The following is a 23,526-nucleotide window of genomic DNA, read 5'->3' on the forward strand; positions in this document are numbered from 1 at the left end:
TAAAACCTTCTCATGAAATCCTTCCTATTGATTTCTCTTCTCATTTGCTCCAGTTTTTTTTCTTATGATCAAGAATCTGATGGGCGAGTTATATTCTTCTTGCACAACCGTTTTTTAGAAGAACATGGACTTGATGAGCTGCATCCTGAATTTGGACGAACAGAATATCCGGAAATACTATCCGAATTCGAAAAACAGGGATTTAAAGTCATTTCTGAGAAAAGAAACGGAAATGTAAATGCGAGAGATTACGCTGTGGAAATAGTAAATCAAATTGACAGCTTACTAGCCAACGGATACAAACCTGGTAAAATCACGATTATTGGCACTTCCAAAGGCGGGTACATCGCCCAATACGTTTCAACATTGGCAAATAATCCGGATTTGAATTTTGTGTTTATTGCCAGTTTCAGGGATGAGGATATTCAGAATATTCCCCAGATCAATTTTTGCGGAAATATCCTCACCATTTACGAAAAGTCAGACCCGTTCGGAGTTTCGGCAATGAGAAGAAAACAAACCTCCACCTGCGAAATCAGGCACTTTTATGAGATAGAATTGAATACCGGAATGGGGCATGGTTTTTTGTTTAAGCCTCTAAAAGAATGGATAGAGCCGGCTATGAAATGGGCAAAGGAAAATTACGAATTGGAATAAAACAGGAGTAATACTATCAAAACATACAATTCAGGGATATTAAATCCACTCAAAAAAACTCCGATAAATCTAGGATTTTCTGAAGAGAATGGAACAGATATCCAGTATATTAAAGAGTCGTACGCTCATAATTCTACCCTTAAGGACTTAGCTAAAAAACAGTCCAACATATCTTCTCGTTAGTATGTAGCATAAAGATGGTTTTACATCCTAATTTATTGACAGTTTCCTACATCGCTTTAGTATCTTAGTTCTGTGAAAAAATTCATTATCCCAGCAATTGCCTTTTTGATTTTTATAGTAGGATTGGCTTGCATGATGTTGCCATTTGTCCCTTTAGGTTGGTTACTAGTGGGACTCGCTTCATTACTCATGGCTCCATATTTAAGGTTTATGCGAAAGTTCATTGGCTGGCTTGCCAAAAAAGACACTACTGGCATTATAGAAAAAGCTGGTCAGAAAGCATCGAAACTATACCAATGGGCCGGAGATAAAAAAAGGGCCGAGAAACTGGAATCAATCATTGAAGAAAACAGTCCTCCTCCCGAGAGCTCCAAAGAGAATAACTAAAGAAAACAGGTGTGTTTTTAGGAATTCTAACTTCACTCGCACCTCCATGCATCTGTTTAGTCTCTATTTTTTATTGTAATTCGATAATATTTTATATAATTGCAATAAAAATATAGTGCAATTATGAGAATTATTGGGAAAAATTCCATCCTTTACTGGAGCAAATATCCATTTCTTGTTTGTACCATTGGCTTTATGGCATCTTCGGCATGGATCTGTGGACTTATAGTGTTACAGTTGATAACAGGGAAATTTCATTCCTTAGTGACAGTCGAAAATATCAATGAGTACAAGATCATTCAGTTTAAATATCCGTTTTCGCAAATGGTATTTACAGCCGAAAATTCTACTGAGGGGATCCTACTAGCATTTTGGGGACTCATCTCCGTTTCTTTTGTGCTGCTCTATTCGCTCAGGATTATTCGCCAATTTGCAAATGATCATATTTTTTCTTCAAAAGTCGTAACGGATTTCAAAACCTTAAGCATGGGATTTATAATTTTTGCCAGTGTCATACTTTTTATCGACCTGACCGTTGAGCGGAGCAACTACGACTTTACACTTCCCCTATGGTATATGCTTGCAGGTTTTGTGCTCTTATTCATAAAAGAAATAGTTGATCAGGGAAAAATCCTTCAGGATCAAACGGATTTAACCATTTAGTATGGCTATTATTTTCAATATAGATGTAATGCTCGCAAGGCGCAAAATGCAATCACAGGAACTTGCGGAAAAAATAGGCATAACCCAAGCCAATTTATCCATTCTTAAAACGGGAAAAGCAAAAGCATTGAAAATAACAACCCTACAAGCCCTATGTGAAGCATTGGAATGCCAGCCTGCGGATTTATTGGAATACAGAAAAGACAATTAACTAGAGCTTATCGTATGAAAATAAAACCTTCTAAGAAAAAGAAGAATATTGTAAAATGGGCTTTGATCGTAATCGCATCATATTATGTAATTACAATCCTTTATTTCGGTCATGGAGATATTGATTCCAAGACAGGAATCAGTACATTCTACTGGTCCGGATTGGATGATTTGGGAAGGAAAGATAAAGCCTCCGGATTTTTGGTTAACGAATACTATCCGACTTTTCTCAATGGTGTTGACGGGCCTTACATTTTCCAGAATCGTTCCTATTCTGTTTCGGCCGATAACAAGTGGCTAGAAAAAAAAGTCGACACCACGGATTTCATTGTAGTAGAAACCGGTATTAGGGAGTTTCCCCGTTTTTCACTGCAGTTACGAAGAAATTACCCTGTTGAGGAATTTGATTACAAGATGCCAGAGAAATTACTTGCTATTTCCGATATAGAAGGCAATCTAACGGGCTTTTACAGTTTACTCGTGGCCAGTAAAGTCATAGATCCGAGAGGGAACTGGATTTTTGAAAAAGGAGCTTTAGTCCTCAATGGTGATTTCTTCGACAGGGGAAATCAAGTAACACAATTACTTTGGTTTATCTACCATTTGGAGAATCAGGCAGCTCAAAAAGGTGGAAAAGTCCATTTTATACTAGGCAACCATGAAATAATGAATTTAACAGGGAATGCTTCCTATAATGATTTTAAATACATAGAAGCAGCGAAAAGAATAAGCAGTCAATCGGATTGGAACAAAGCTATATTATACATGTACTCCGAAACTTCCGAACTGGGAAAATGGCTGAGAAGTAAAAACATTGTTGAAAGAATAGGCCGCAATTTATTTGTTCACGGAGGGTTAAATAAGTTTCATCTTCAGGAAAAATTTTCCATAGAAGAAATGAATACAATCGCAAGGAACCATGTGGCTAAAGAACTTCTATCCGGTACTGTAACCGACAAGCGTGAAGAATTAATTACAAGCAGTATCAACAGCCCCTATTGGGACAGGCGGCTCAATCTGGACTGGAAAATAAGATGGATCTATAGACTCAAAGGAATCGATGCCAACAAAACCTCAGCAAAAGACCTGAATCAAATCCTGAAATTTTATGGGGCAGAAAGAATCATCATAGGACATTCCGTCGTGAATGATATTTCCACAGGCTACAACAATCAAGTTGTCAAAATTGATGTAAAACATGGCGAAGAACTCAATAGTGGCTCTACAAAAGGTCTTTTAATTCAGAATGGTGGCTATTACAGGATTGATGACATGGGAGACAGGAAACTATTGTTTAACTAACGCCGGACATTTTTGCTTGCTATTTTGTGGACTTTAAAGGTTCTATTCCTTTTACTTTTTGATTCTTTTTGAAAAAAAACATGAAAAAATTATGTAGCTAAATAACTACACATATATTTGTAGTCAAATAGCTACACAATGAATTTAAGACGCGACGTATTTCAAGCAATTGCAGAACCCACCAGAAGGGCAATTCTTCTACTACTGGCTTCGCAATCACTGACCGCAGGGGCCATTGCTTCAAACTTTGACACGGCCAGGCCTACAGTATCCAAGCACCTTCAGATCCTTAACGAATGCGAATTAATTCGGCAAGAACAGCAGGGAAGAGAGGTTATCTACCATTTAAATCCTATCAAAATGAAGGAAATAGCTGACTTCCTGGAGCCTTTCCGCATGATGTGGGAGGAAAGGTTTAACAGATTAGAGAATATCATGAAGAATCATAAATAACACACTACTGATGGAGCAAAAAACTAAAATAAAAGCCCTGGACGGTCAACAAGAATTGTTCATTACCAGAGAGTTTGATTTGCCAATTGACTTGCTTTTTAAGGCATATGTAGTCCCGGAGCTTGTCGCAGAGTGGATGGGCACGAAGGTTTTGAAACTTGACAGCAAAAGACATGGATCTTATCAATTCGAAACCACCGACCCAAAGGGGAATCAACATCGATTCAATGGAGTCATTCATGAATTCGAAGCAAACAAGAAAATCACCAGGACTTTTGAAATGGAAAACACTCTCTTTCCGGTGCAATTGGAATTCCTGGAATTCACCCCACTGTCAGATGAAAGAAGCAGACTGACCATGCAAGTCATTTATAAGTCTGTAAAGGACCGGGATGAACACTTGAAAATGCCATTCGCCTTGGGTATCAATATGGCTCACGACAGAATCCAAGAAATCTGCAATACATTAAAACAATAACTCATGACTAAGCGAAATAAAATAATCTATTGGGTAGCCACCTGTTGGCTGTCATTGGGAATGGTATCCACAGCTATCGTCCAGCTTATAAAAATGGAAGAAGAAGTACAAAAGACAAGTCTACAATTAGGTTACCCTGGCTATTTCCTTACCATCATCGGTGTATGGAAGTTACTTGGAGTCTTCACAATTCTTATCCCTAAATATCCTTTGGTGAAAGAATGGGCCTATGCAGGTTTCGTATTTGTAATGACAGGAGCGCTATTTTCCCATTTTGCGCTCGGTGATCCCGCCTCAGAATATTTTGGCCCTGCACTTTTGCTTGTGCTCACACTTGTGTCGTGGTATTTCAGACCTGCAGAAAGGAGACTTACCCAAGTAAATCTTAACTAGGAAACAAATGAGATTTTAATAATCAGTCAGCGGAAAATATCAACTGAATGCAACTTGCTTGATCATGCTTCATTCTTTGTTTTTATCCCGCTCCTCATTGTCTACAGTTTCTTCTTGCACATCATTTTCCCGATCATTTTCCCGCTCGATTCTATTGAAATCCTCCCTTTTGGGAGGCCTAGCCCCTTGGGAATTGCCCGGCGTTTTACGTGTAGTGCCTTTGTCTATACCATCCTTCTCTTTGCCAAAAACTAGCATGGGGAAAATTCCTGTTGGTTGATTGTTAATTATCAGCATAGTGTTATTGTTTAGAAAGTACTTATGAGGATCCAACTATCGTTCCATTGATGTAGGAACAGGAGTAAGATTGTTACACTGCATCTATGAATACTTTCAAGGTTATCGGAGGCCGATAAATATGGTCAAAAAATCCTGAAATGGGGATTTAACTACTTACCTTCCAACCAAAACCTGGAAATCATATTTCGTCGAGTCGGGTTGGCCATGAATATCGTATTCCATTATTGTTGAAATTTGCTATAAGCTTTCGAAAAAGTAAACGTTGAGGGTGGACGGAACAGACACTACTAGACTATAAAATCCTACGTTTAAAGTAGATTAGAAGAACTAACAAATCATCACAACATGTTTACATTAGAACAAATAAAAGAGGCTCATAGTAAAGTAAAGACCGGTGCAGATTTCCCTTCCTATATCCAAGATCTGAAAAAACTAGGTGTAAAATACTATGAGACTTTTGTCTCAGACGGCCACTCTGTTTACTTTGGTACGGAGGGAGAGAAGGTGGTCTCACCCCCAATGTATAAAACCTTGGATATTGCCGGCACAAGCAATGAGGACCAATTTAAAATTGAACTAACCACCCACCAGCAAGGTAAATCCGATTACCCCACCTTCTGTAATGATGCTGCAAAGGCCGGAATTGAGAAATGGGTTGTTCTGGTTGATAAAATGACGTGTACCTATTATGATAAAAGCGGAAATGAAATTCTGGAAGAGACTATAACTGAACACACCTAAATAGGCATAATAGAAAAAGTTTCAGGTTCACATGATATGACTAATCTATTTTAAGAAAGAGTTAATTCCCTGACTTACAACAATTAATAAAGGAAATCCGCTGCTTTTCGATCAGCAAAGTAGTCCACTAAGTTCTGTTTGTTACTGGGTCATTAAACTTCCAGGTGATCTATTTCATCTACGGGCACGCGCTTGATAAACTCATTGTAATGCTGGTTGTCCTCATCGGAATAAGTACCGTAGGCATTTAGGATAAATCCCTTTTCTCCATTTTCACCGTGAATCAGGTAAATGGCCGCCATATCCGCCGGATCGGATTCCCCCTCGAATCTGTATGTTTTTACGATTATGAGTTGCTCAGGCTGATAGATCGTCTCAGAATTCTCGAAATTAGCCCCAGCTCGTTTGATAGTCAGCTCTTTACCATAACCTCTACCGGGAAGAAGATTTAATACCTGAGAGTAAGTAGTCATTGATTTGGATGTGCTCATGATTTTTGGATTTAGTCAAAAACGTACTGGCTCTATCCTATGCAAGTCAAAGACCAAAGAGCCGTATTTCCTTAAAAATTGAGCGGAGCTTCATCCCAAAACGAATTCAGGTGTTATTTAGAATCACAAAACACCAAAATAAAAATCAACAGCCGTTAAAATGTGGTAATCCTGCCCCCATATGGGCAGTTCTGTCAAACAGTCCGCCAGAATTTACAAAATGGAACGTTCCTAAAGCTGCTCTTCTTCTTTTTCCTTTGTGATTTTATCTACCACCAGCGCAATCGCTCCGTCACCTGTGACATTGCACGCGGTACCGAAGCTATCCATAGCGATATAAAGTGCAATCATCAAACCGATCATTTCTTCACTGAAACCCAGCATGGACTGCAAAAGTCCAACCGCTGCCATGATCGCACCTCCCGGCACTCCCGGTGCCGCGACCATCGCAATACCCAGCATAAAAATAAACCCAGCAAACATTCCAAAATCAAATGGCACTCCTTCCAGTATCATCAAAGCCATCGCACAGGCTGTGATTTTCATAATACTTCCAGATAAATGTATAGTCGCGCAAAGCGGAATCACAAACCCGGCGATCTTTGGAGAAACTCCATTTTTCTCCGCTTGCTCCAGGGTCACCGGAATCGTTGCTGCGGAAGACTGGGTTCCTAATGCCGTGAAATAGGCTGGCATCATGGTTCCCAATAAGCGGATAGGATTTCTCCTGACTATCGCTCCAGTGATTACATATTGGAGTAAAAGCAAGAAAATATGCATGGCAAAAATGACCCCAATGATATTTAAAAATACAGAAAGTATAGAATATACCTGACCACTGAAAGCCATATTGGCGAAAATCCCGAGGATAAAAATCGGTAACAAAGGAATAATTACATTTTCAATTACCTGCATGATGATTCTTTCAAAATCCTTAACCACCTTCTTGAGGGAAGAATTCTCCTGATAGGAAAGTCCTAAGCCGATCACAAAAGCCAGAACAAGAGCTGACATTACATCAATCACGGCTGGGATTGTAATACTAAAATAAGGAACTAGATCATTTCCGTTTTCAGAGACGCCAGCTGCTTCATTTATATGAGAAGAAAGTAGTGAAGGAAAAACAGTAGCGGAAGTGAAATAGCTCATAAACCCGGAAAAGAGCGTGGATCCATAGGCAATCGCTGCTGTGATCAGCAATAATCTCCCGGCTCCTTTACCCAAATCAGAAATAGCCGGCATGATCAAACCTAAAATAATAAGCGGAATTGCAAAGTTGAGAAATTGTCCAAAAAATGCATTGAACGTGGCAAAAATCCGATTGATTGATTCCGGCAAATAAAGACCGAAGACAATGCCCAAAACAATGGCGATAAATACTTTGAATAGTAGATTGGAGAATACTTGCTTCATTTTTTAGCTATAAATTGGGTTTTAAAGGCAATTCTGCGCTTTGTTAGATTTTAAGATTGCTAAGATATAAGGAATGCAGTCTATGAGCCTGATGCTTTTGAAAAAAATGAAAAAGAACCTTTTTCAAATGAGGACAGCTTTACTTGTTGAAATAATATCTTTGACAGTATTATGCATCCCCTTCGTTATCATTCCTGCATCTTAATAGCAACTAACCGGGCGTTGGAAAAACTTGGACAGGTCATTTTTCATCAAAGTATTTAGCGGACATTAAAAAGAAACTAAATGAAAAGCAGAAAATCGCTTATAGTCATTGACATGCAGAAAGGTTCATTCACTTCAAAAACACCTAGATTTGATACATCAGGGGTTGTACAACGAATAAATGAACTTGCAGAATTGTTCCGGAAGATGGAATACCCTGTTTTCTTTATCCAGCATGACGGTACGGGCAGTGGGAATTTTGAAAAGAATTCAGAGGATTGGGAAATTTTAGATGAGCTACTAGTCGAATCAACTGATGTCAGAATTGATAAATATGTGAACGATGTATTTTACAGATCTGAATTGCATTCAGAACTATTGCGGCTGAACGTAACTGAGTTATTTATTACAGGTTGCGCAACTGATTTCTGTGTAGAATCAACTATTCAATCAGCATTGACAAAGGAATATCAAATCACCGTTGTAGCAGATGGACATACAACCGGAGAAAGGCCAAATCTAAAAGCCGAACAGGTTATTGACCATTACAATTGGGTTTGGAAAAATATGGTCCCTATAAATGGGCGAATTAAGGTTGAGAAAACTGAGCATATAAAAACGATTTTCCGGCATACTGAGTGATCATAAAGTATGGCAACCCTGGTCCATCTTTATGGCTCCACGACCGGAATTATGATTTAAAAACTAGTGGTCTGTGAGGACACAGACCACGGAAAACACCGGCCCGGGCTGCGTCCAAAGTAACTTCGCTTTCACATAGGGCTATAGTGACATAGACCAAAATTATCTATTTTCTCATTTTTTTATACGCATTGATCAGCCCATTTGTAGATCCATCGTGGGCAGTGATTTCTTCATTGCCATTCAACTCAGGAAGAATACCGTTTGCCAAAACTTTGCCTAGCTCCACTCCCCACTGATCAAAACTGAAAATATCCCAGATCACGCCCTGGACAAAAATCTTGTGTTCATACATTGCAATCAATGCTCCAAGTGTATAGGGAGTAATTTCTTTTACCAATATAGAATTCGTAGGTCGATTACCTTCAAAAACCCGGTGCGGAGCAATTTTGTCGATTTGCTCATCTGATTTCCCTGTAGCCTTCATTTCTGCTTTCACATCTTCCAAAGATTTCCCCTTCATCAAGGCTTCCGTTTGGGCAAAGAAGTTGGAAAGTAACTTCTGGTGATGATCCCCGATAGGATTATGTGATATAGCCGGGGCAATAAAATCGCAAGGAATCAAGTGCGTGCCCTGATGGATCAACTGGTAGAACGCATGTTGTCCATTGGTTCCAGGCTCTCCCCAGATTATCGGCCCCGTAGTGTAGTTCACTTTTTCACCGGAGCGGCTTACATATTTTCCGTTGCTCTCCATATTCCCCTGCTGAAAATAAGCAGCAAAGCGATGCATATACTGATCGTAAGGCAAAATCGCCTCAGAACTTGCTCCTAGGAAATTGGTATTCCAGATTCCTATCAATGCAAGAATCACAGGGATATTCCGGTCAAACTGGGCATGACGGAAATGCTTATCCATCGCATGGGCTCCGGAAAGCAGCTTTTCGAAATTATCGAATCCTATCGTACAGGCTATCGGAAGACCTATCGCAGACCAAAGTGAATACCTACCTCCTACCCAGTCCCAGAATTCAAACATATTATCCGTATCTATCCCAAACTCGGAGACGGATTTTGCATTGGTAGATAAAGCTACAAAATGCTTGGCTACGGCAGTGTCTATTTTTGCATGCTCCAAAAACCACTCCCTTGCAGTATGCGCATTGGTCATGGTTTCCTGGGTTGTAAAAGTTTTGGACGCAATAAAGAACAGGGTTGTCTCAGGATCTACTTTTTTCAGAGTTTCCGCGATATGGGTTCCATCCACATTAGAAACGAAGTAACACTCAATATCCGGATTCTGATAAGGCTTCAGCGCTTCGGTCACCATCACCGGGCCGAGGTCAGATCCGCCGATACCTATATTTACTAGCGATTTAATAGGTTTTCCCGTATAGCCTAGCCACTGTTTATTCTGGATTTTGTCCGCAAAAGATTTCATTTTTTGCAGCACAGCAGAGACATCCTCCATGATATTGTGACCTTCCAGATATACCGCCTCATCAGCGGGATTTCTCAGCGCTGTATGCAATACAGCTCTTCCTTCTGTCACATTGATTGGTTTTCCTGCGAACATATCCTCTATCGCAACATGAAGCTTGCACTCCCTAGCCAGATCAAAAAGTGCATCCAAAATATCTGGATTCAGCCTATTTTTAGAAAAATCAACCAAGATATCTTCCATTGTAATACTCAGTCTATCAAAGCGCTCCCGCTCATCAAATTGAGAAAGAATGGTCATGTTTTTATGATCTTCTGCAAGTTTCTGTAATCTTGCCCAAGCCGGGGTGGTTGTAGGATTAATTGCGTTCATTGGTATGTTTAACTAGGAATGAGCCACAAAAATAAGGTTTATCCTGAGGGATAAAAGGCTTTTGGCTTAAAGTGAACCCCCACATTTATCCAAAAGCTTTTCGATTTCAAAATTGTTTGACTATTATTAAACTTCACAATTAGTCAACAGCAATGTGCCGTGCCTTCTTTTTCAAATTTCTATTGATTTTGATTTTCCCATTTGGAATGGGTATTAATCAATCTAGGGCGCAGGGAAATGAAATCGTCAGATTGAACGAGCATTTCTATCCGATCAGTGAAAAGGATACCGTCAATTATTTTTACAAAGCCATTATCGTCAATTTTACCGATAGCACTTCCATAGAACGGATTTTCAATCTGAATAACCAAATCGTAAAAGTTACCCGATATGGTTATAATCAGGAAGGGAATTTTCCCGAGGAAATCACAGAGACCTATGACTCAAACGGTAAGCTATCTTCCAAGAAAGTCAAAAATCGAACTAATGGTTTCTATCAAGCTGTTTATTTTGATAAAGGCGAACAACTAGGCGAAGTGCTCTATCAAGGCGAAAACAACTTTGAAATCCGAGCTCCCAAAAGTGAGGAAATTAAAAAAGCAGATGAAAATGTTTTTGAACCCAAACCAAGGCTTGATAAGGATCTTTGGATTCAAACGCTGAAAAAAAACCTAAGCTACCCAGCCACTGCTAGAAGAAGAGAAGAGGGGACAGTTATACTTGCTATTTATGTAAATGAATTCGGTGAACGGAAAGCCCCTGTAATCGCCAACCCGGAAAATGTGGACCGGTTACTTGCTGAAGAAGCATTACGGGTCGTAAAGTATTTTGATGGTGAAATCGCACCTGCCACGACGATAAATGGGAATACAATTGATAGTTGGCTATACTTGCCCATTCATTTTATGCTGGATTGAAACAGTCACCATGCAATAAGAATCATTCCCTGGTTTCCGATAAAATATAGAATTTCAACTGACCGTCCCCTATCTCAAATGAAGTTAAAAACCCTCCTATTTTTTATTGCCTTAAATACATTATTAAGCCTAAGACTTTTTGCGCAAGGCAGGGAAATAATACCCTTAAATCAATATAAAAATCCTTTGGACGAAACGAAGCGGGAGGTGCATACTTATAACAAAATCATCACATATACCCCCGACAGCATTAAAATCGAGAAAATCTATACACTTGACAACAAACTACGAAGTACTACCAGAGAGAGTTATAATCCCGAGTTGGGATATATTGAAGCCGTAACCCAAAATTTTGATTCACTTTCCTATCACATTTCTACACGATTTAAAAATGTAGAAAATGATATGTGGCTGGAAATTTTCTTTGAAAATGGAGAAGAGGTATCAAGATTACAATACAGTGGCAATAAAATGTTCAGATTCGATATTAAAGGAATTGAATCCCCAATAATAACCACGAGAAATCCGCTAGTCCCAAGATTTATTCCTGACCGATCACACTTTTTAAATTATTTCCACTCTAGGTATAAGCATTCTAAACAACGTGAATCAGGTATTGTAATAGTAGGGATTCATACTGACAAGAACGGGGAAGTAACTAAGATTGAGTGTCTCAATTACGGAGAAGCTCCAAATTATATGGCAAAGGAAGTCTTAGCTATTTTCAATTCCTATGATTTCAAATTCGAGCCTGCTCTTGACATTAAAGGCAATCCAAAATCATCGATTTTGCGATATCCAATTCGGATTAACTACAATTGAGAAATTTTGACTTCTCCATTAAAGGAAACGCAAAACCCGCCAGAAATTGCGGGTTTTGCTTATATGATTAGATCCAGAACTAAAACGAGGTAAGTCAACTTCAACGGAAGGTCACTTCGGTCTTCCAGCTCATGAATCCTTCAGGAAATCCCTTAGTACGTAATTCAAAATCCCCCCATGCTTATAGTAAGCAATCTCTACCTCAGAATCCAGTCTGGAAAGCACCTCGATTTTCTTCTCCTGAGCTTCTGATTTCACGATCACCTCAAATTTCTGGGAAGGCCATAAGCCTGCTTCAATTCCTAGAATGCTGAATTCTTCTTTTCCGGTAAGGCCAAGGCTTTCCGCATTTTCACCAGGTAAATACTGAAGAGGGAGTACACCCATGCCCACCAGATTGCTTCTGTGAATACGCTCGTAGCTTTCAGCAATCACTGCTTTGATACCCAATAAATTGGTGCCTTTTGCAGCCCAGTCACGGGAAGATCCCGATCCATACTCTTTCCCTGCCAGAACTACGAGCGGTACGTTTGCAGCTTGATATTTCTCAGAAGCTTCAAACACACTCATTTCCTCATTGCCAGGAATATAAGTCGTAAAACCTCCCTCCTGTGTACTGAGTTGGTTTTTAATACGGACATTGGCGAAGGTACCTCTCACCATCACCTCATCATTTCCCCGTCGTGAACCGTATGAGTTGAAGTTTGGTCGCTCCACTCCTCTTCCGTTCAGGTACTTTCCGGCTGGGGTATCAGGTCTGAATGATCCAGCTGGAGATATATGGTCTGTAGTAATAGAATCCCCCAGTTTCAACAATACCCGGGCATTTACAATATCCCGTGCCTCTGGCACTTCAATGGAGATTCCCTTGAAAAATGGTGCCTCTTTGATATATGTACTGCTGTCATCCCAAGGATAAATTTCTCCTTCGCCAGACTGGAGTTCTTTCCAGATTTCATTTCCTTCGAAAATCTCTCCGTAATTCTTCTGATAATCACCGGGGGAAAGTACTTTTCTGGAAATTTCAGCAATTTCTTCCTGTGTTGGCCATATATCTTTCATGTAAACAGGCTCCAGATTGGGATCATACCCGATTGGCTCATTATACAAATCCACATCCACACGACCAACAAGAGCATACACAACCACGAGCATTGGTGACATCAGGTAATTCATTTTCACCTGTGGATGTACTCTTGCCTCAAAATTCCTATTTCCGGAAAGTACCGATGCTACCACCAGGTCATTATCCTCCACAGCCTGCGCAATATGTCTGGGAAGAGGCCCAGAATTACCGATGCAGGAAGTACAGCCATAACCAACTGTGTGAAATTTCAATGCTTCCAGATCTTCCAATAAATTGGATTTCTCAAGATAGTCCGTTACTACTTTTGATCCCGGAGCCAGGGAAGTTTTCACCCATGGCTTTACATCCAAACCTCTTTCTCTGGCTTTGCGGGCAACTAACCCAGCACCTAACATTACAGATGGATTGGAAGTATTGGTACAGGAAGTAATCGCTGCGATGACAACCGAGCCATCGTAAAGTTCAAATTTCTCATTGTGCAGTTTTACCGAAACAGTCTTTAAACCATTCTTGATCTTGGTTTTGATCTCTGTCTCAGCAGGGGCTTTCACATCAGACTGATCTTCCGTCTGCCCGCCGCCCTCTTCTACGAAGCGGGAAATTTCCTCCCTTTTATCAATTGGAATATATTCTCTACCATGAACAGAATGGAGCAGTTGCTCAAATTTGGGTTTGAAATCTTTCACCAAAATCTTATCCTGCGGCCTCTTCGGACCAGAGACCGTTGCTTCCACTGTTCCAAGATCAAGCTCAACCACTGAACTATATTGGATCAATTCCTCATCTTTCCTCCACAGCAAGTTCGCTTTGCAGTACTTCTCTACCAAACTAATCTGATCCTGAGATCGATTGGTTTTGGCCATATAGTCCAACGTACGGGCGTCAATTGGGAAATAGGACACGGTACAGCCAAACTCCGGGGACATATTGGAAATCGTAGCACGATCGGGCACAGACAAGTGATCCAGCCCCGGACCATATACCTCCACGAACTTTCCTACCACTCCATGACTTCTCAGCAATTCAGTAATTGTCAAAACCATATCTGTCGCTGTAGTGCCAGCCGGCAGTTCTCCGGTAAGTTTCAAGCCGACTACCTCCGGCATGATAAAGTAAATCGGTTGCCCGAGCAGAGCAGCCTCGGCCTCGATTCCACCGACTCCCCATCCGAGTACGCCAATTCCGTTTACCATAGGTGTATGCGAATCCGTTCCTACCAAGGTATCAGGAAAGACCAGCCCATCTCTTTCGATCACTCCATGGGCTAAATACTCTAGGTTTACCTGATGGCAAATCCCCATTCCAGGCGGCACTACAGAGAAATTATCGAAGGTTTTTTGTGCCCACTTCAGAAACTTGTAGCGCTCAGAGTTTCGTTCATACTCCACTTCTACGTTCTTCTGATAGCTATAATTTGTTCCAAAGTAATCAACCTGTACTGAATGGTCAATCACTAAATCAACCGGAATCAATGGATTGATTGCGCTGGGGTTCTTTCCTTTCCGTTTGGCTTCGGATCTCAGGGAGGCTATATCCACTACTGCGGGTACCCCCGTAAAATCCTGCATCAATACACGGGCAGGTTTGAATGGAATATCTTTATCCGATGCTTGCGGCGACCAATTCAGTAACGTATCCAAATGCGCTCTGGTAATCGCAAAGTCATCGAAATTCCTTAAGGCATTTTCCAATAAGATCCTGATAGAAAAGGGTAAATGCTTAATTGGGTGACCACTTGCTTCAAGTTTTTCCAAACTCCAATAGGTGTGCTCTCCAGTTGAAGTTTGCAAAGATGTTTTAATCTGGAATGGGTCTGGACTCATGTTTTATATGGGCTTTGGTTAAAAAAGGATTCATGCTAATAACCCGAAACGGGCAATTGAAATTCCATTAAGTACTAATAGAAGTCCAAAGTCTTGCCAAAAATCAGCTTATTTGCACATCTTTAAGTTAACACAAGAAATCAATTTTTCATGGAAATCATAGCGTTACGCGTTTTCAGTGCCTTCTTTATTTTGGCTACATTTTTTCCTCTGATCAAATTAGACTATTGGTGGATAAGGATTTTTGACTATCCCCGGCTGCAGAAAATGGTTATTATTCTGGTTTTGGGGCTATTGTGGCTAATTCCCTTTAATCATTCTTTGGGAAGGGAAGCGTATATCTGGGCCATTTGTCTCACTGTCTGCGCCGTTTATCTGGCGGGTAAAGTGCTCCCATTCACGCTGTTGGGCAAAAAAATGATCGATACGGTGCCTTATCACGAATCCAATGGAATTCACATTTTGGTGGGAAATGTCTATCAATACAATACCAATTATCAAAAAGCAGTAGAGTTGGTAAGGAAAACAAATCCGGATGTGGTATTCTTTGTGGAAACAGATAAAACCTGGGAAAGCAACCTAACTGAAATTGAGAAAAGCTATCCTTTCCAGATCAAAATCCCCTTGGATAACACCTACGGATTACTGTTCTATTCGAGATTGGAAATTATCAGACAGGAGATCAATTACCTTATCGATGAGGAAATCCCCTCTTTGGAATTGGATTTGAAGTTGCGAAATGGGGAAATCATTACTGTATATGCGATTCACCCCACACCTCCGGTGCCTGGCGAAAACCCAGAAAGTACAGACCGGGATGCGGAAATACTCCTTGTAGGAAAGAAGTCAAAGGAAAACAAGCGCCCAACATTAGTCATCGGGGACCTCAACGATGTCGCCTGGAGCTATACCACTGAGTTGTTCCTGAAAAACTCTGAAATGGCTGATCCACGTCGTGGCCGGGGGCTTTTCAATACTTTCCATGCTGACGTCCCTTTGTTCCGCTGGCCATTGGATCATATTTTTCTCAGTAAGCACTTTGGTTTGGCCTCACTGAAAGTAGAAAAGGGTATTGGTTCGGATCACTTCCCTATTTCCATGAGAGCTGTGCTGACAAAACAAGACAATACCAACATCATGAAGGCAAATGGGGAGGAGAAAAAAGAAGCCCGCGAAAAGATTTCCCGCGGGCTAAGTGACGATGATTAGCAGTGACTAGTTGTTTACTTTTTCTTCGGCCTTTTTCTTACGCTTGAAGCCTTTATTGAATGGCCAGGTATACTCCAAAGCTTCCATACCACGGTTCAGGTTATAAGTAGCTGAGTCGGCATTTTCCATAGTGCTTTTAAGGGTCTCGGCAAATTCAGGATCGTTCAGAAGCATTCCCATGGAATTACTGGAATCGTTAAACTTATCTGTAATAGCGCTTAACTTTTGAGTCATTTCTTCTGAGTTAGCCGCAGCTTCTTTCAGGCTTTCCATGGATTGTCTCAGATCGGTGGCCATCGTAGTATCTGTGACAAGATCATTGAAGAGATTGCCTTTCTGATTCAATTTGGAAGTGAAGCTGTTCAATTCATTGATCATGCGATTACTATTGATGGAAGCCTGATCAAGGTTTCTTACAATGGCACGAAAACTTTCTGCAAGCAGTGAATCAGTAAGTGCCGCACCCACCATTCCTTCTCCTTCAGCCAGTTTACTGGTCAGATTTTTAAGATTTCCGGTTATTTCTACCAGGTTTTCATTGTTTACCTGAAGCGTCTCCATCATCTGGTCGGTATCCAGAGGCATTACCGATTCCAATCTATCCCCGTCTTCCACAGGTGGTGCCACCGTAGTCCCACCGTAGATCACAATAATCTTATTTCCGATCAACCCATCTGAGCTGATGGTAGCTTTAGAATCTTTCCGGATAAAATCCACTACTTTCTCTTCCACATTCATTTCTATCTCGACCTGTGAATCTCCGTAGAAGTTGATTTTGCGGACTGTACCGATTTTCACGCCGGAAAACCAGACGTTGTTCCCAGTCTGTAAGCCCCCGATGTCATCGAATACGGCTTTGAGGTGGATTGCCTTTACAAATTTTTTCTGTTGACCTCCCAGGGTCAGAATTCCTGCCACCAGGATAGCTATGCCTACAAAGACAAATATCCCTACTATGACTGATCTTTTATTTTCGCCTCTCATGAGTTGATGAAATTATAATCGTAAAATGATTTTATACGTTGATCTTCCGCATTTGGAAAAACCTCTTCAAATGTCCCTACTGCGTCAAACTGTCCATCCAAAAGAACTGCCATTCGATCTCCGGTCACTTTGGCGCAGGTCAGATCGTGCGTGATCACAATGGATGAGGTATTATATTCTTCGCGTACCTGAACGATCAGGTTGTTGATATCCATACAAGTGATGGGGTCAAGTCCTGCAGTAGGTTCATCGTAAAGCATTATTTCAGGTTCAAGTATTAAAGTCCTCGCTACACCGATCCGTTTCTTCTGTCCTCCTGATAGCTCAGAAGGCATTTGATTGATAGATTGTGGTAAGCCTACACTTTCCAAAAGTCCTTCTATTTTTTTGTCCTTCTCTTTTCTTGTCAGATTCTTAATATTTCTGACTAATGGAAATTCCAGATTTTCCTTCACGGTCATGCTGTCATAAAGTGCAGAGTTTTGAAAAGAAAAACCAATTTTCAACCGCAACTCATTCAACTCCTTTGTACCCAAATTAGCGACTTCCTTTCCCAAGACTTTCAATGTCCCTTCATCTTGTTTTAAGAGCCCTACCATGATTTTGATCAGAACAGACTTACCTGAGCCTGATTTTCCCAAAACTACTAAGTTCTCCCCTTTGTATAGATCCAGATCCACTCCTTTGAGCACATCCAAATCTCCAAATGACTTTATTAATCCCCGTATTTCTACTACTTTTTCTTCCATGGCTTACATCATTCGGATTGCGTTCACAATCTGAAGAACCAAAAGCTCTTCAATAAATATCAAGAACATCGCCATTACTACAGCGGCATTTGCGGCACGACCTACCCCCTCAGTTCCTTTGGAAGAATTATACCCTTTATAACAGCCTACAATACCAATAGTAAAGCCAAAGAGCAAGGCTTTCAGTACTGAGGAAATTATATCAAGAAAACTAATCGCTTCGAAAACCTGCACAAAGAAAGTTGTCAAACTCACGCTTTCATTTGCATTTACGCTCAAAAATGATCCCATTAGCGCAACAAAATCCGTGAACATCACCAGTACAGGGATCATAAATGTGGTCGCCAGTACACGGGTAACTACTAAGAATTTGAATGGATTGGTAGCTGACACCTCCATGGCATCAATTTGCTCTGTCACTTTCATAGACCCGATCTCCGCTCCTATACTCGACCCCACCTTACCGGCAGCGATCAATGCCGTCACCAAAGGCCCCATAGCCCGAACAACCGCAATGGAAATAAGGGAAGGCAGCCATGAGGTAGCACCAAACTCAGACAGTGAAGGTCTGGATTGGTTGGTAAACACGATCCCGACGATGAAGCCAGTCAATGCGATCAACGGAAGAGATTCCACACCTATGCGGTAACACTGATGAACCACTTCCTTAAATTCATAGGGAGGGATAAATACCTCTTTGAAGAATCGCCTTACAAAGTTCCAAGCGTTCGCCAGTCCAGTAAAAAACTTATCTATTTTCTTTGAAAGCAGGGGCTTTCTGTCTTCTGCTTTTTCAGTCATACAATCTTTCTGATGGCTCGAAATTAATTAATTTATTCTAAAGGATCATTTTAAATACTTCAAAGTCCAAGGATTGAAATCAAGTCAGATTCACTCAATGGTTTTTCAAAAATTTTACTGATCCTTTTATCGGAAATTGCTCTATGAAACTCCTCAGTCTCTACGGATCCTGACTGTAAAATTACCATTGAATCTGGACTTACCTTCTCTGCTTCATTTATAAATTCCCATCCGCTCATTTCAGGTAAATTCAAATCCACCAACAACAAGTCCACAGACTCACTTTTCAGATACATCAGGGCCTTGCTGGGAGTATCGAAATAAACAAATTCAATTCCCGGATTGATTCTCATAAGTCTTTTCTCAACCAGAATTTTCTGGATCTTATCGTCGTCAATTAAAAGGATTTTTTTAATACCGAAAGGTTTCATTCTGCAAATCGAAAGGAGGTGGTTTAAATGATTTGGTAATGCTAAGATTAAAAAATCTGGTCGGAATATTAACTCTTAAACGAATGCTCTTCTGAAAATCACAGTTCGTTCATGTGCAGACATAGCACCTCGTTTCATCGACAGCGAATGAAAAGTCCTACAAAGGAAATTACTTGGTTTTCTTGCTCAGTCAATATTTTTAGACATGGCTAATTTTTTTAGCCACGGCAAATTATGTGTTACCTAAATCATATTTAAACCACAAATAATCAGTCAGTTACATTAATATTGATTAAGAAAAACTTACTGACTGTAGCTACGTTTTAGAATCAGGCTGAGACAAGGGAAATTTCATCCTCTAACCGACAGCCATAGAAAATTCTGTAAATAATTAACCCGTATCTATCCCAATTACGGGGTGAATTTTACTTATTTTGTCAAGATTTATTTTTAGAAAAAGTATGGAAGAAGCTAAACCAAGAAAAAAACGAAGTAATCAGTTTATCAGATTTCTACTTTATATCAAAGATAGATTTGATCTTCAGGAAGGCAAAGAAGACGAGCTGGAGACCATAGAATATATCAGCAAAAATGTGGAATTCAAGGGGGCAAATCTTTGGATTTTGATCTTCGCAATATTTGTAGCCTCGGTAGGATTGAATGTAAATTCTACGGCAGTGGTCATTGGAGCTATGCTCATTTCGCCCCTGATGGGTCCCATTATGGGGATCGGGATGGCAGCGGGGATCAACGATTTTGACCTGCTCAAACGCTCCCTTCGCAACCTCGGGGTGGCTGTATTTATTGCAATTTTAACCTCTTCAATTTACTTCACTTTTACCCCGCTGGATGATGCCCAGTCGGAGCTTCTCGCCCGCACCGAACCCACGATTTGGGATGTGCTGATTGCACTCTTCGGAGGACTCGCCGGGATCATTGCCGGCTCCCGAAAAGAGAAGAGCAATGCCATACCCGGAGTGGCTATAGCCACGGCATTGATGCCTCCGCTTTGCACCGCTGGATATGGACTCGCCACCATGAATCTTTACTACTTCATCGGTGCCTTTTATCTCTTTTTTATCAACTCGGTTTTCATCTCCTTATCGACTTACCTGATCGTACGGTTTATGAAATATCCCAAGAAGGAGTTTCTGGATGAGAAGAAGGAAAAGCGGGTTCAGACATACATCACAGTTTTCACCATTCTGACAATTGTACCGAGCGTCTATCTTGCCTATGGGATTGTAGTCCGATCAATTTGGGAAGAGCAAGCAAAGACCTTTATCCAGAATGAATTTGTATATCCAAAAACCCAGGTATTGAGTTCTGAATATTTTTATAATGAAGAGCCAAAAACCATCCAAATCAACTTGATTGGTGAACGGCTTCCTGATTCGGAAATCACCAAACTTCAGGAACAGGCGAAAGCTCAGGGTTTTGAAGGTACTGAGCTAAAAATCAATCAAAGCGGGAGTGGACAGACAGATATGAACTTACTGAGATCAGATATCCTCAAAGATCTCTATGAGCGAAATGAGCGATTGATTCAGAATAAAGATGAAAGGATAGCGCTGCTTGAAAATGAGGTGGCCAATTATGGGCAGGTGCGGGTACTGGGCAATGAAATAGCCAAAGAAGCCAAAATCAACCATCCAGGCTTACGAAAGTTCACACTGAACCGCTCTATGGTAAATGACCTGGAAAAGGAAACTACAGATACCCTACTGGTAGCCTATGCTGAATTTACAAAAAAGCCTTCTTTAGAAGAAACCAATAAATTAACCGAATGGCTAAAGCTCAGAACCAAATCTGATACTGTGGCAGTAATTCTGCATTGAAAATACGCATCTAAAAAGCCAGTCAATACGAGGATCTCCCTATTAGCTGGCTTTTCATATTAATTGTCACATTGCTTTCATCTTTTGGATTTTTTCCAATTTCTACTGTTGAAACCATAGCCAGCAAAGACACCCAAATAACTCCCTCTTGTAACTTCCGTGACTGTCCCTACCTTACTTGAATCATAAATCAGTGGATTAGTGTAACGGTTCATCTCTGTCAGTCCCTGCTGATACCTCAGTCCCAACACAAAGTAATTATCATTCTTGGTCATAAACTTAGTGCCTACATCCACCCTAAAAGCTACTGCCACCTTATTTGTCTGCTCAAGCAAAGAAGATCCTGCGGGATTATTGAATTCATTAGCCGTACCCAGAGAAGTGCTGGTTGAAAGTACCAAACCAGGCTGAATGAAGAAGGGCTGATTCTTAACTTCGAAATTATACCTGGTCCCTAAGGAAAATGAAGGTAACACCGAAGGGATCTGAGCCGGACGAGGATAATACACACCAAAATCAGTTTTCGAAGTTTTAACACCATTTCGAAGTGCGTTTGGATAAAACCCCACTTCCGAATACAATTGCCAATTTTCAGAAAGTGGAAACAAAAAACTTAAGCCGGCATTCATACCGATATTGGATTGCATCGGTATATTGCCACCATCAACCGAGCTGGTTGCTTTGGAGAAGGAGCTTGCTGCACCTGCGGTAACTTCTATGGAAAATTTTTGTTGTGCCATCACTGCGGCTGAGAGGCAAAAGAAAAAGGCGAGAAATAGACCTGCTTTCATAATCAGAGGGATAAAGTTAAAACAGAAAGAACTAATAGATCAAAAATAACTAAGAGAGTCTTGGAGCGATAAATCCGTATCTAAATTTTTATTAATCAGATAGTTAAAAAATCTTATTCCGGATTCTGGTAATTATACATACTTTCGTATACATCTATAATTTCCAGATTTATGAAATCGAGCATGTCGAAAACGACACACACTGGGATGACTATAATTCATGCGAGATTCCATATGTCCCTTAAAAGACAAATTATAATCATATGAAAAAGCTAATTCTTTCCTTAGTTACTCTTTTTGCCATGATTTCGCTTAGTCAGGCACAAAACGACTTATATGACCCAGAACTGGCAGCAGAAGTCGGAGCTGACAAATACGGCATGAAAAAGTATGTGATCGCCTTTTTACACCGAGGTGACCGCGTGAGTGAATATACCGAACAACAACGAAGCGATATTCAGGCAGGACATATGGCAAATATCAACCGGATGTCTGAAGAAGGTCAACTCGTCATGGCAGGTCCTTTCTTCGGGAATGAGGATCTGAGAGGTCTTTACATATTTGCGGTGGAAACGCTGGAGGAAGCTGAAGAACTTACCTCCAGCGATCCTGCGATCAAGGCAGGCGTACTCAAAATGGAACTGAAAGAATGGTATGGCTCTGCCGCATTGATGCTGATGACTGAGCTTCATATGAAAGTCGCAGAAGAGGTCATTTAGGTCAATTACCATTATGACAAGAGGTTTCCCATCCTCAGTTTAAAAGAATGCGCAATCAGGGGTGTTTGAAGCCAATCGCTTTTAAAATAAAGAGAAGGCCAGTTTATCCGTTAAAAGCTCCAAAGCCCGAATAGATTTAACAGAGTTCCCTTTGGCATTCAGCTCAGGACTCCAGACAGCGATACTAAATTTATGTGGCATGACAGCTGCCACTCCTCCTCCTACCCCGCTTTTTCCAGGCAAGCCTACTTTAAATGCAAATTCCCCTGCTTCATCATAAAAGCCGCAAGTCAACATCACTGCATTGACACGTCTGGCATGGCTTTCTGAAAGAATCTGCCGGTCGGCAAAAATGGAGAAACCGTCATTGGCCAAAAAGGAGAAGGATTTGGCTAGATCCACGCAGCTCATCTCCATTGCGCAATGGGAGAAATACACTTCCAATACTTCATTTATGGGGTTGTTAAAGTTCTTGAAAGATTTCAGAAAATAGGCCAATGCGGTATTGCGTTCCCCGTGGTTCATTTCTGAATTCTTGACTTCTGGATTGATTTTCACACAGGTTGCTCCAGCAAGCTCATTGATAAACCCCAATATCTGATCTATTGGAGTTTCAAATTTGCTACATAAAGCATCAGTAATCACCAAGGCCCCTGCGTTGATAAAGGGGTTTCTGGGAATACCCTTTTCATATTCCAGCTGGGCGATAGAATTAAAAGGATCACCACTCGGTTCCACATTAACCCTTGCCCAAAGCTTGGAGCTGAACACATTAAAAACCATCGTAAGCGTGTGTACCTTGCTGATACTTTGGATAGAAAATGGTACCTGGTAATCTCCGATCCCATAAACGTTCCCCTTGAGATCCACCAAAGCGATACCGAATTGATTCGGATCTACTTTGGCAATTTCAGGGATGTAATCGGCGACCTTGCCTTTGAGATTCTCCGCCTGAACCTCATGATACACATCTTCTATAAGTTGTTGGTAGTCCATTCTGGAAAAGTGTGGAAAATTGAAAAAGA

At 40.7% G+C, this 23,526-nt stretch carries 26 protein-coding genes; 15 read left to right on the top strand and 11 right to left on the bottom strand.

Features of this window, described 5'->3' with window-relative positions:
• Positions 1 to 12: 12 nt before the first annotated feature.
• The 8 genes from AS141_RS09885 to AS141_RS09920 all read left to right on the top strand — a co-directional run bounded on the left by AS141_RS09885 (position 13) and on the right by AS141_RS09920 (position 4,726).
• On the top strand, positions 13 to 657 hold the full coding sequence (locus AS141_RS09885; protein ID WP_057937478.1) for an alpha/beta hydrolase: 645 nt from the start codon (positions 13 to 15) through the stop codon (positions 655 to 657).
• 393 nt (positions 658 to 1,050) lie between these two features.
• Complete coding sequence (locus AS141_RS09890) at positions 1,051 to 1,227, top strand: hypothetical protein (protein WP_157243423.1); 177 nt, start codon at positions 1,051 to 1,053, stop codon at positions 1,225 to 1,227.
• 123 nt (positions 1,228 to 1,350) lie between these two features.
• On the top strand, positions 1,351 to 1,890 hold the full coding sequence (locus AS141_RS09895; protein ID WP_057937480.1) for a DUF2975 domain-containing protein: 540 nt from the start codon (positions 1,351 to 1,353) through the stop codon (positions 1,888 to 1,890).
• Position 1,891: 1 nt separating this feature from the next.
• Entirely contained in the window at positions 1,892 to 2,101 is a 210-nt protein-coding gene (locus AS141_RS09900) for a helix-turn-helix domain-containing protein (protein ID WP_057937481.1), read from the top strand.
• A gap of 14 nt (positions 2,102 to 2,115) precedes the next feature.
• Positions 2,116 to 3,402 (top strand): metallophosphoesterase, encoded by a 1,287-nt coding sequence (locus AS141_RS09905; RefSeq protein WP_057937482.1) that lies wholly within the window; start codon positions 2,116 to 2,118, stop codon positions 3,400 to 3,402.
• A gap of 138 nt (positions 3,403 to 3,540) precedes the next feature.
• Positions 3,541 to 3,855, top strand: coding sequence for an ArsR/SmtB family transcription factor (locus AS141_RS09910; protein ID WP_057937483.1), 315 nt, complete (start codon positions 3,541 to 3,543; stop codon positions 3,853 to 3,855).
• A 10-nt stretch (positions 3,856 to 3,865) separates the two neighbouring features.
• The gene (locus tag AS141_RS09915) at positions 3,866 to 4,333 is read left to right on the top strand and encodes an SRPBCC family protein (protein WP_057937484.1); all 468 of its coding nucleotides are present in this window, start codon (positions 3,866 to 3,868) and stop codon (positions 4,331 to 4,333) included.
• A 3-nt stretch (positions 4,334 to 4,336) separates the two neighbouring features.
• The gene (locus tag AS141_RS09920; protein ID WP_057937485.1) at positions 4,337 to 4,726 is read left to right on the top strand and encodes a DoxX family protein; all 390 of its coding nucleotides are present in this window, start codon (positions 4,337 to 4,339) and stop codon (positions 4,724 to 4,726) included.
• 69 nt (positions 4,727 to 4,795) lie between these two features.
• Here the strand turns inward: AS141_RS09920 and AS141_RS09925 are convergent, their stop codons facing one another.
• Positions 4,796 to 5,023, bottom strand: coding sequence for a hypothetical protein (locus tag AS141_RS09925; protein WP_157243424.1), 228 nt, complete (start codon positions 5,021 to 5,023; stop codon positions 4,796 to 4,798).
• A 348-nt stretch (positions 5,024 to 5,371) separates the two neighbouring features.
• On the opposite strand from AS141_RS09925, the gene AS141_RS09930 reads away from it, so the two are divergent.
• The gene (locus tag AS141_RS09930; protein WP_057937487.1) at positions 5,372 to 5,767 is read left to right on the top strand and encodes a DUF1398 domain-containing protein; all 396 of its coding nucleotides are present in this window, start codon (positions 5,372 to 5,374) and stop codon (positions 5,765 to 5,767) included.
• Positions 5,768 to 5,919: 152 nt separating this feature from the next.
• Here AS141_RS09930 and AS141_RS09935 read toward each other — a convergent pair whose 3' ends face one another.
• Positions 5,920 to 6,258, bottom strand: a complete 339-nt coding sequence (locus tag AS141_RS09935; RefSeq protein WP_157243425.1) for a hypothetical protein — start codon at positions 6,256 to 6,258, stop codon at positions 5,920 to 5,922.
• 231 nt (positions 6,259 to 6,489) lie between these two features.
• Positions 6,490 to 7,671: a dicarboxylate/amino acid:cation symporter gene (locus tag AS141_RS09940; protein WP_057937489.1), complete on the bottom strand. Its 1,182-nt coding sequence runs from the start codon at positions 7,669 to 7,671 to the stop codon at positions 6,490 to 6,492.
• A 285-nt stretch (positions 7,672 to 7,956) separates the two neighbouring features.
• Here AS141_RS09940 and AS141_RS09945 point away from each other — a divergent pair, with 285 nt between their 5' ends.
• Entirely contained in the window at positions 7,957 to 8,517 is a 561-nt protein-coding gene (locus tag AS141_RS09945) for an isochorismatase family protein (protein ID WP_057937490.1), read from the top strand.
• Between the two features lie 166 nt (positions 8,518 to 8,683).
• On the opposite strand, the gene pgi is transcribed toward AS141_RS09945, so the two are convergent.
• The gene (pgi, locus tag AS141_RS09950) at positions 8,684 to 10,330 is read right to left on the bottom strand and encodes a glucose-6-phosphate isomerase (protein ID WP_057937491.1); all 1,647 of its coding nucleotides are present in this window, start codon (positions 10,328 to 10,330) and stop codon (positions 8,684 to 8,686) included.
• Between the two features lie 188 nt (positions 10,331 to 10,518).
• Between pgi and AS141_RS09955 the strand changes: the two genes are divergently transcribed.
• The gene (locus tag AS141_RS09955; protein WP_157243426.1) at positions 10,519 to 11,247 is read left to right on the top strand and encodes an energy transducer TonB; all 729 of its coding nucleotides are present in this window, start codon (positions 10,519 to 10,521) and stop codon (positions 11,245 to 11,247) included.
• Between the two features lie 186 nt (positions 11,248 to 11,433).
• The gene (locus AS141_RS09960) at positions 11,434 to 12,069 is read left to right on the top strand and encodes a hypothetical protein (protein WP_198293522.1); all 636 of its coding nucleotides are present in this window, start codon (positions 11,434 to 11,436) and stop codon (positions 12,067 to 12,069) included.
• A gap of 129 nt (positions 12,070 to 12,198) precedes the next feature.
• On the opposite strand, the gene acnA is transcribed toward AS141_RS09960, so the two are convergent.
• The gene (gene acnA / locus AS141_RS09965; protein ID WP_057937494.1) at positions 12,199 to 14,979 is read right to left on the bottom strand and encodes an aconitate hydratase AcnA; all 2,781 of its coding nucleotides are present in this window, start codon (positions 14,977 to 14,979) and stop codon (positions 12,199 to 12,201) included.
• Between the two features lie 150 nt (positions 14,980 to 15,129).
• On the opposite strand from acnA, the gene AS141_RS09970 reads away from it, so the two are divergent.
• A complete protein-coding gene (locus AS141_RS09970) occupies positions 15,130 to 16,188 on the top strand; it encodes an endonuclease/exonuclease/phosphatase family protein (protein ID WP_057937495.1) in 1,059 nt (352 codons plus the stop codon).
• A gap of 6 nt (positions 16,189 to 16,194) precedes the next feature.
• On the opposite strand, the gene AS141_RS09975 is transcribed toward AS141_RS09970, so the two are convergent.
• From AS141_RS09975 to AS141_RS09990, 4 genes are read right to left on the bottom strand one after another with little or no spacing between them, the layout of a single operon-like run.
• Positions 16,195 to 17,172, bottom strand: coding sequence for an MlaD family protein (locus AS141_RS09975; RefSeq protein WP_057937496.1), 978 nt, complete (start codon positions 17,170 to 17,172; stop codon positions 16,195 to 16,197).
• Positions 17,169 to 17,921 carry an ABC transporter ATP-binding protein gene (locus AS141_RS09980; RefSeq protein WP_057937497.1) on the bottom strand — a complete coding sequence of 251 codons (753 nt, stop codon included), beginning with the start codon at positions 17,919 to 17,921 and terminating at the stop codon, positions 17,169 to 17,171. The genes AS141_RS09975 and AS141_RS09980 overlap by 4 nt, the downstream gene beginning before the upstream one ends.
• A gap of 3 nt (positions 17,922 to 17,924) precedes the next feature.
• Positions 17,925 to 18,722 carry an MlaE family ABC transporter permease gene (locus AS141_RS09985; protein ID WP_057937498.1) on the bottom strand — a complete coding sequence of 266 codons (798 nt, stop codon included), beginning with the start codon at positions 18,720 to 18,722 and terminating at the stop codon, positions 17,925 to 17,927.
• A 59-nt stretch (positions 18,723 to 18,781) separates the two neighbouring features.
• Positions 18,782 to 19,153, bottom strand: a complete 372-nt coding sequence (locus AS141_RS09990) for a response regulator (RefSeq protein WP_057937499.1) — start codon at positions 19,151 to 19,153, stop codon at positions 18,782 to 18,784.
• A gap of 461 nt (positions 19,154 to 19,614) precedes the next feature.
• On the opposite strand from AS141_RS09990, the gene AS141_RS09995 reads away from it, so the two are divergent.
• Positions 19,615 to 20,991 (top strand): TIGR00341 family protein, encoded by a 1,377-nt coding sequence (locus AS141_RS09995; protein ID WP_057937500.1) that lies wholly within the window; start codon positions 19,615 to 19,617, stop codon positions 20,989 to 20,991.
• A 77-nt stretch (positions 20,992 to 21,068) separates the two neighbouring features.
• On the opposite strand, the gene AS141_RS10000 is transcribed toward AS141_RS09995, so the two are convergent.
• Entirely contained in the window at positions 21,069 to 21,782 is a 714-nt protein-coding gene (locus AS141_RS10000; RefSeq protein WP_057937501.1) for an outer membrane beta-barrel protein, read from the bottom strand.
• A gap of 263 nt (positions 21,783 to 22,045) precedes the next feature.
• On the opposite strand from AS141_RS10000, the gene AS141_RS10005 reads away from it, so the two are divergent.
• A complete protein-coding gene (locus AS141_RS10005) occupies positions 22,046 to 22,501 on the top strand; it encodes a YciI family protein (RefSeq protein WP_057937502.1) in 456 nt (151 codons plus the stop codon).
• An 81-nt stretch (positions 22,502 to 22,582) separates the two neighbouring features.
• Here the strand turns inward: AS141_RS10005 and AS141_RS10010 are convergent, their stop codons facing one another.
• Entirely contained in the window at positions 22,583 to 23,497 is a 915-nt protein-coding gene (locus AS141_RS10010) for a glutaminase (protein ID WP_057937503.1), read from the bottom strand.
• Between the last annotated feature and the right edge of the window lie 29 nt (positions 23,498 to 23,526).

Source organism: Algoriphagus resistens, assembly GCF_001442615.1.
GTDB lineage: Bacteria > Bacteroidota > Bacteroidia > Cytophagales > Cyclobacteriaceae > Algoriphagus > Algoriphagus resistens.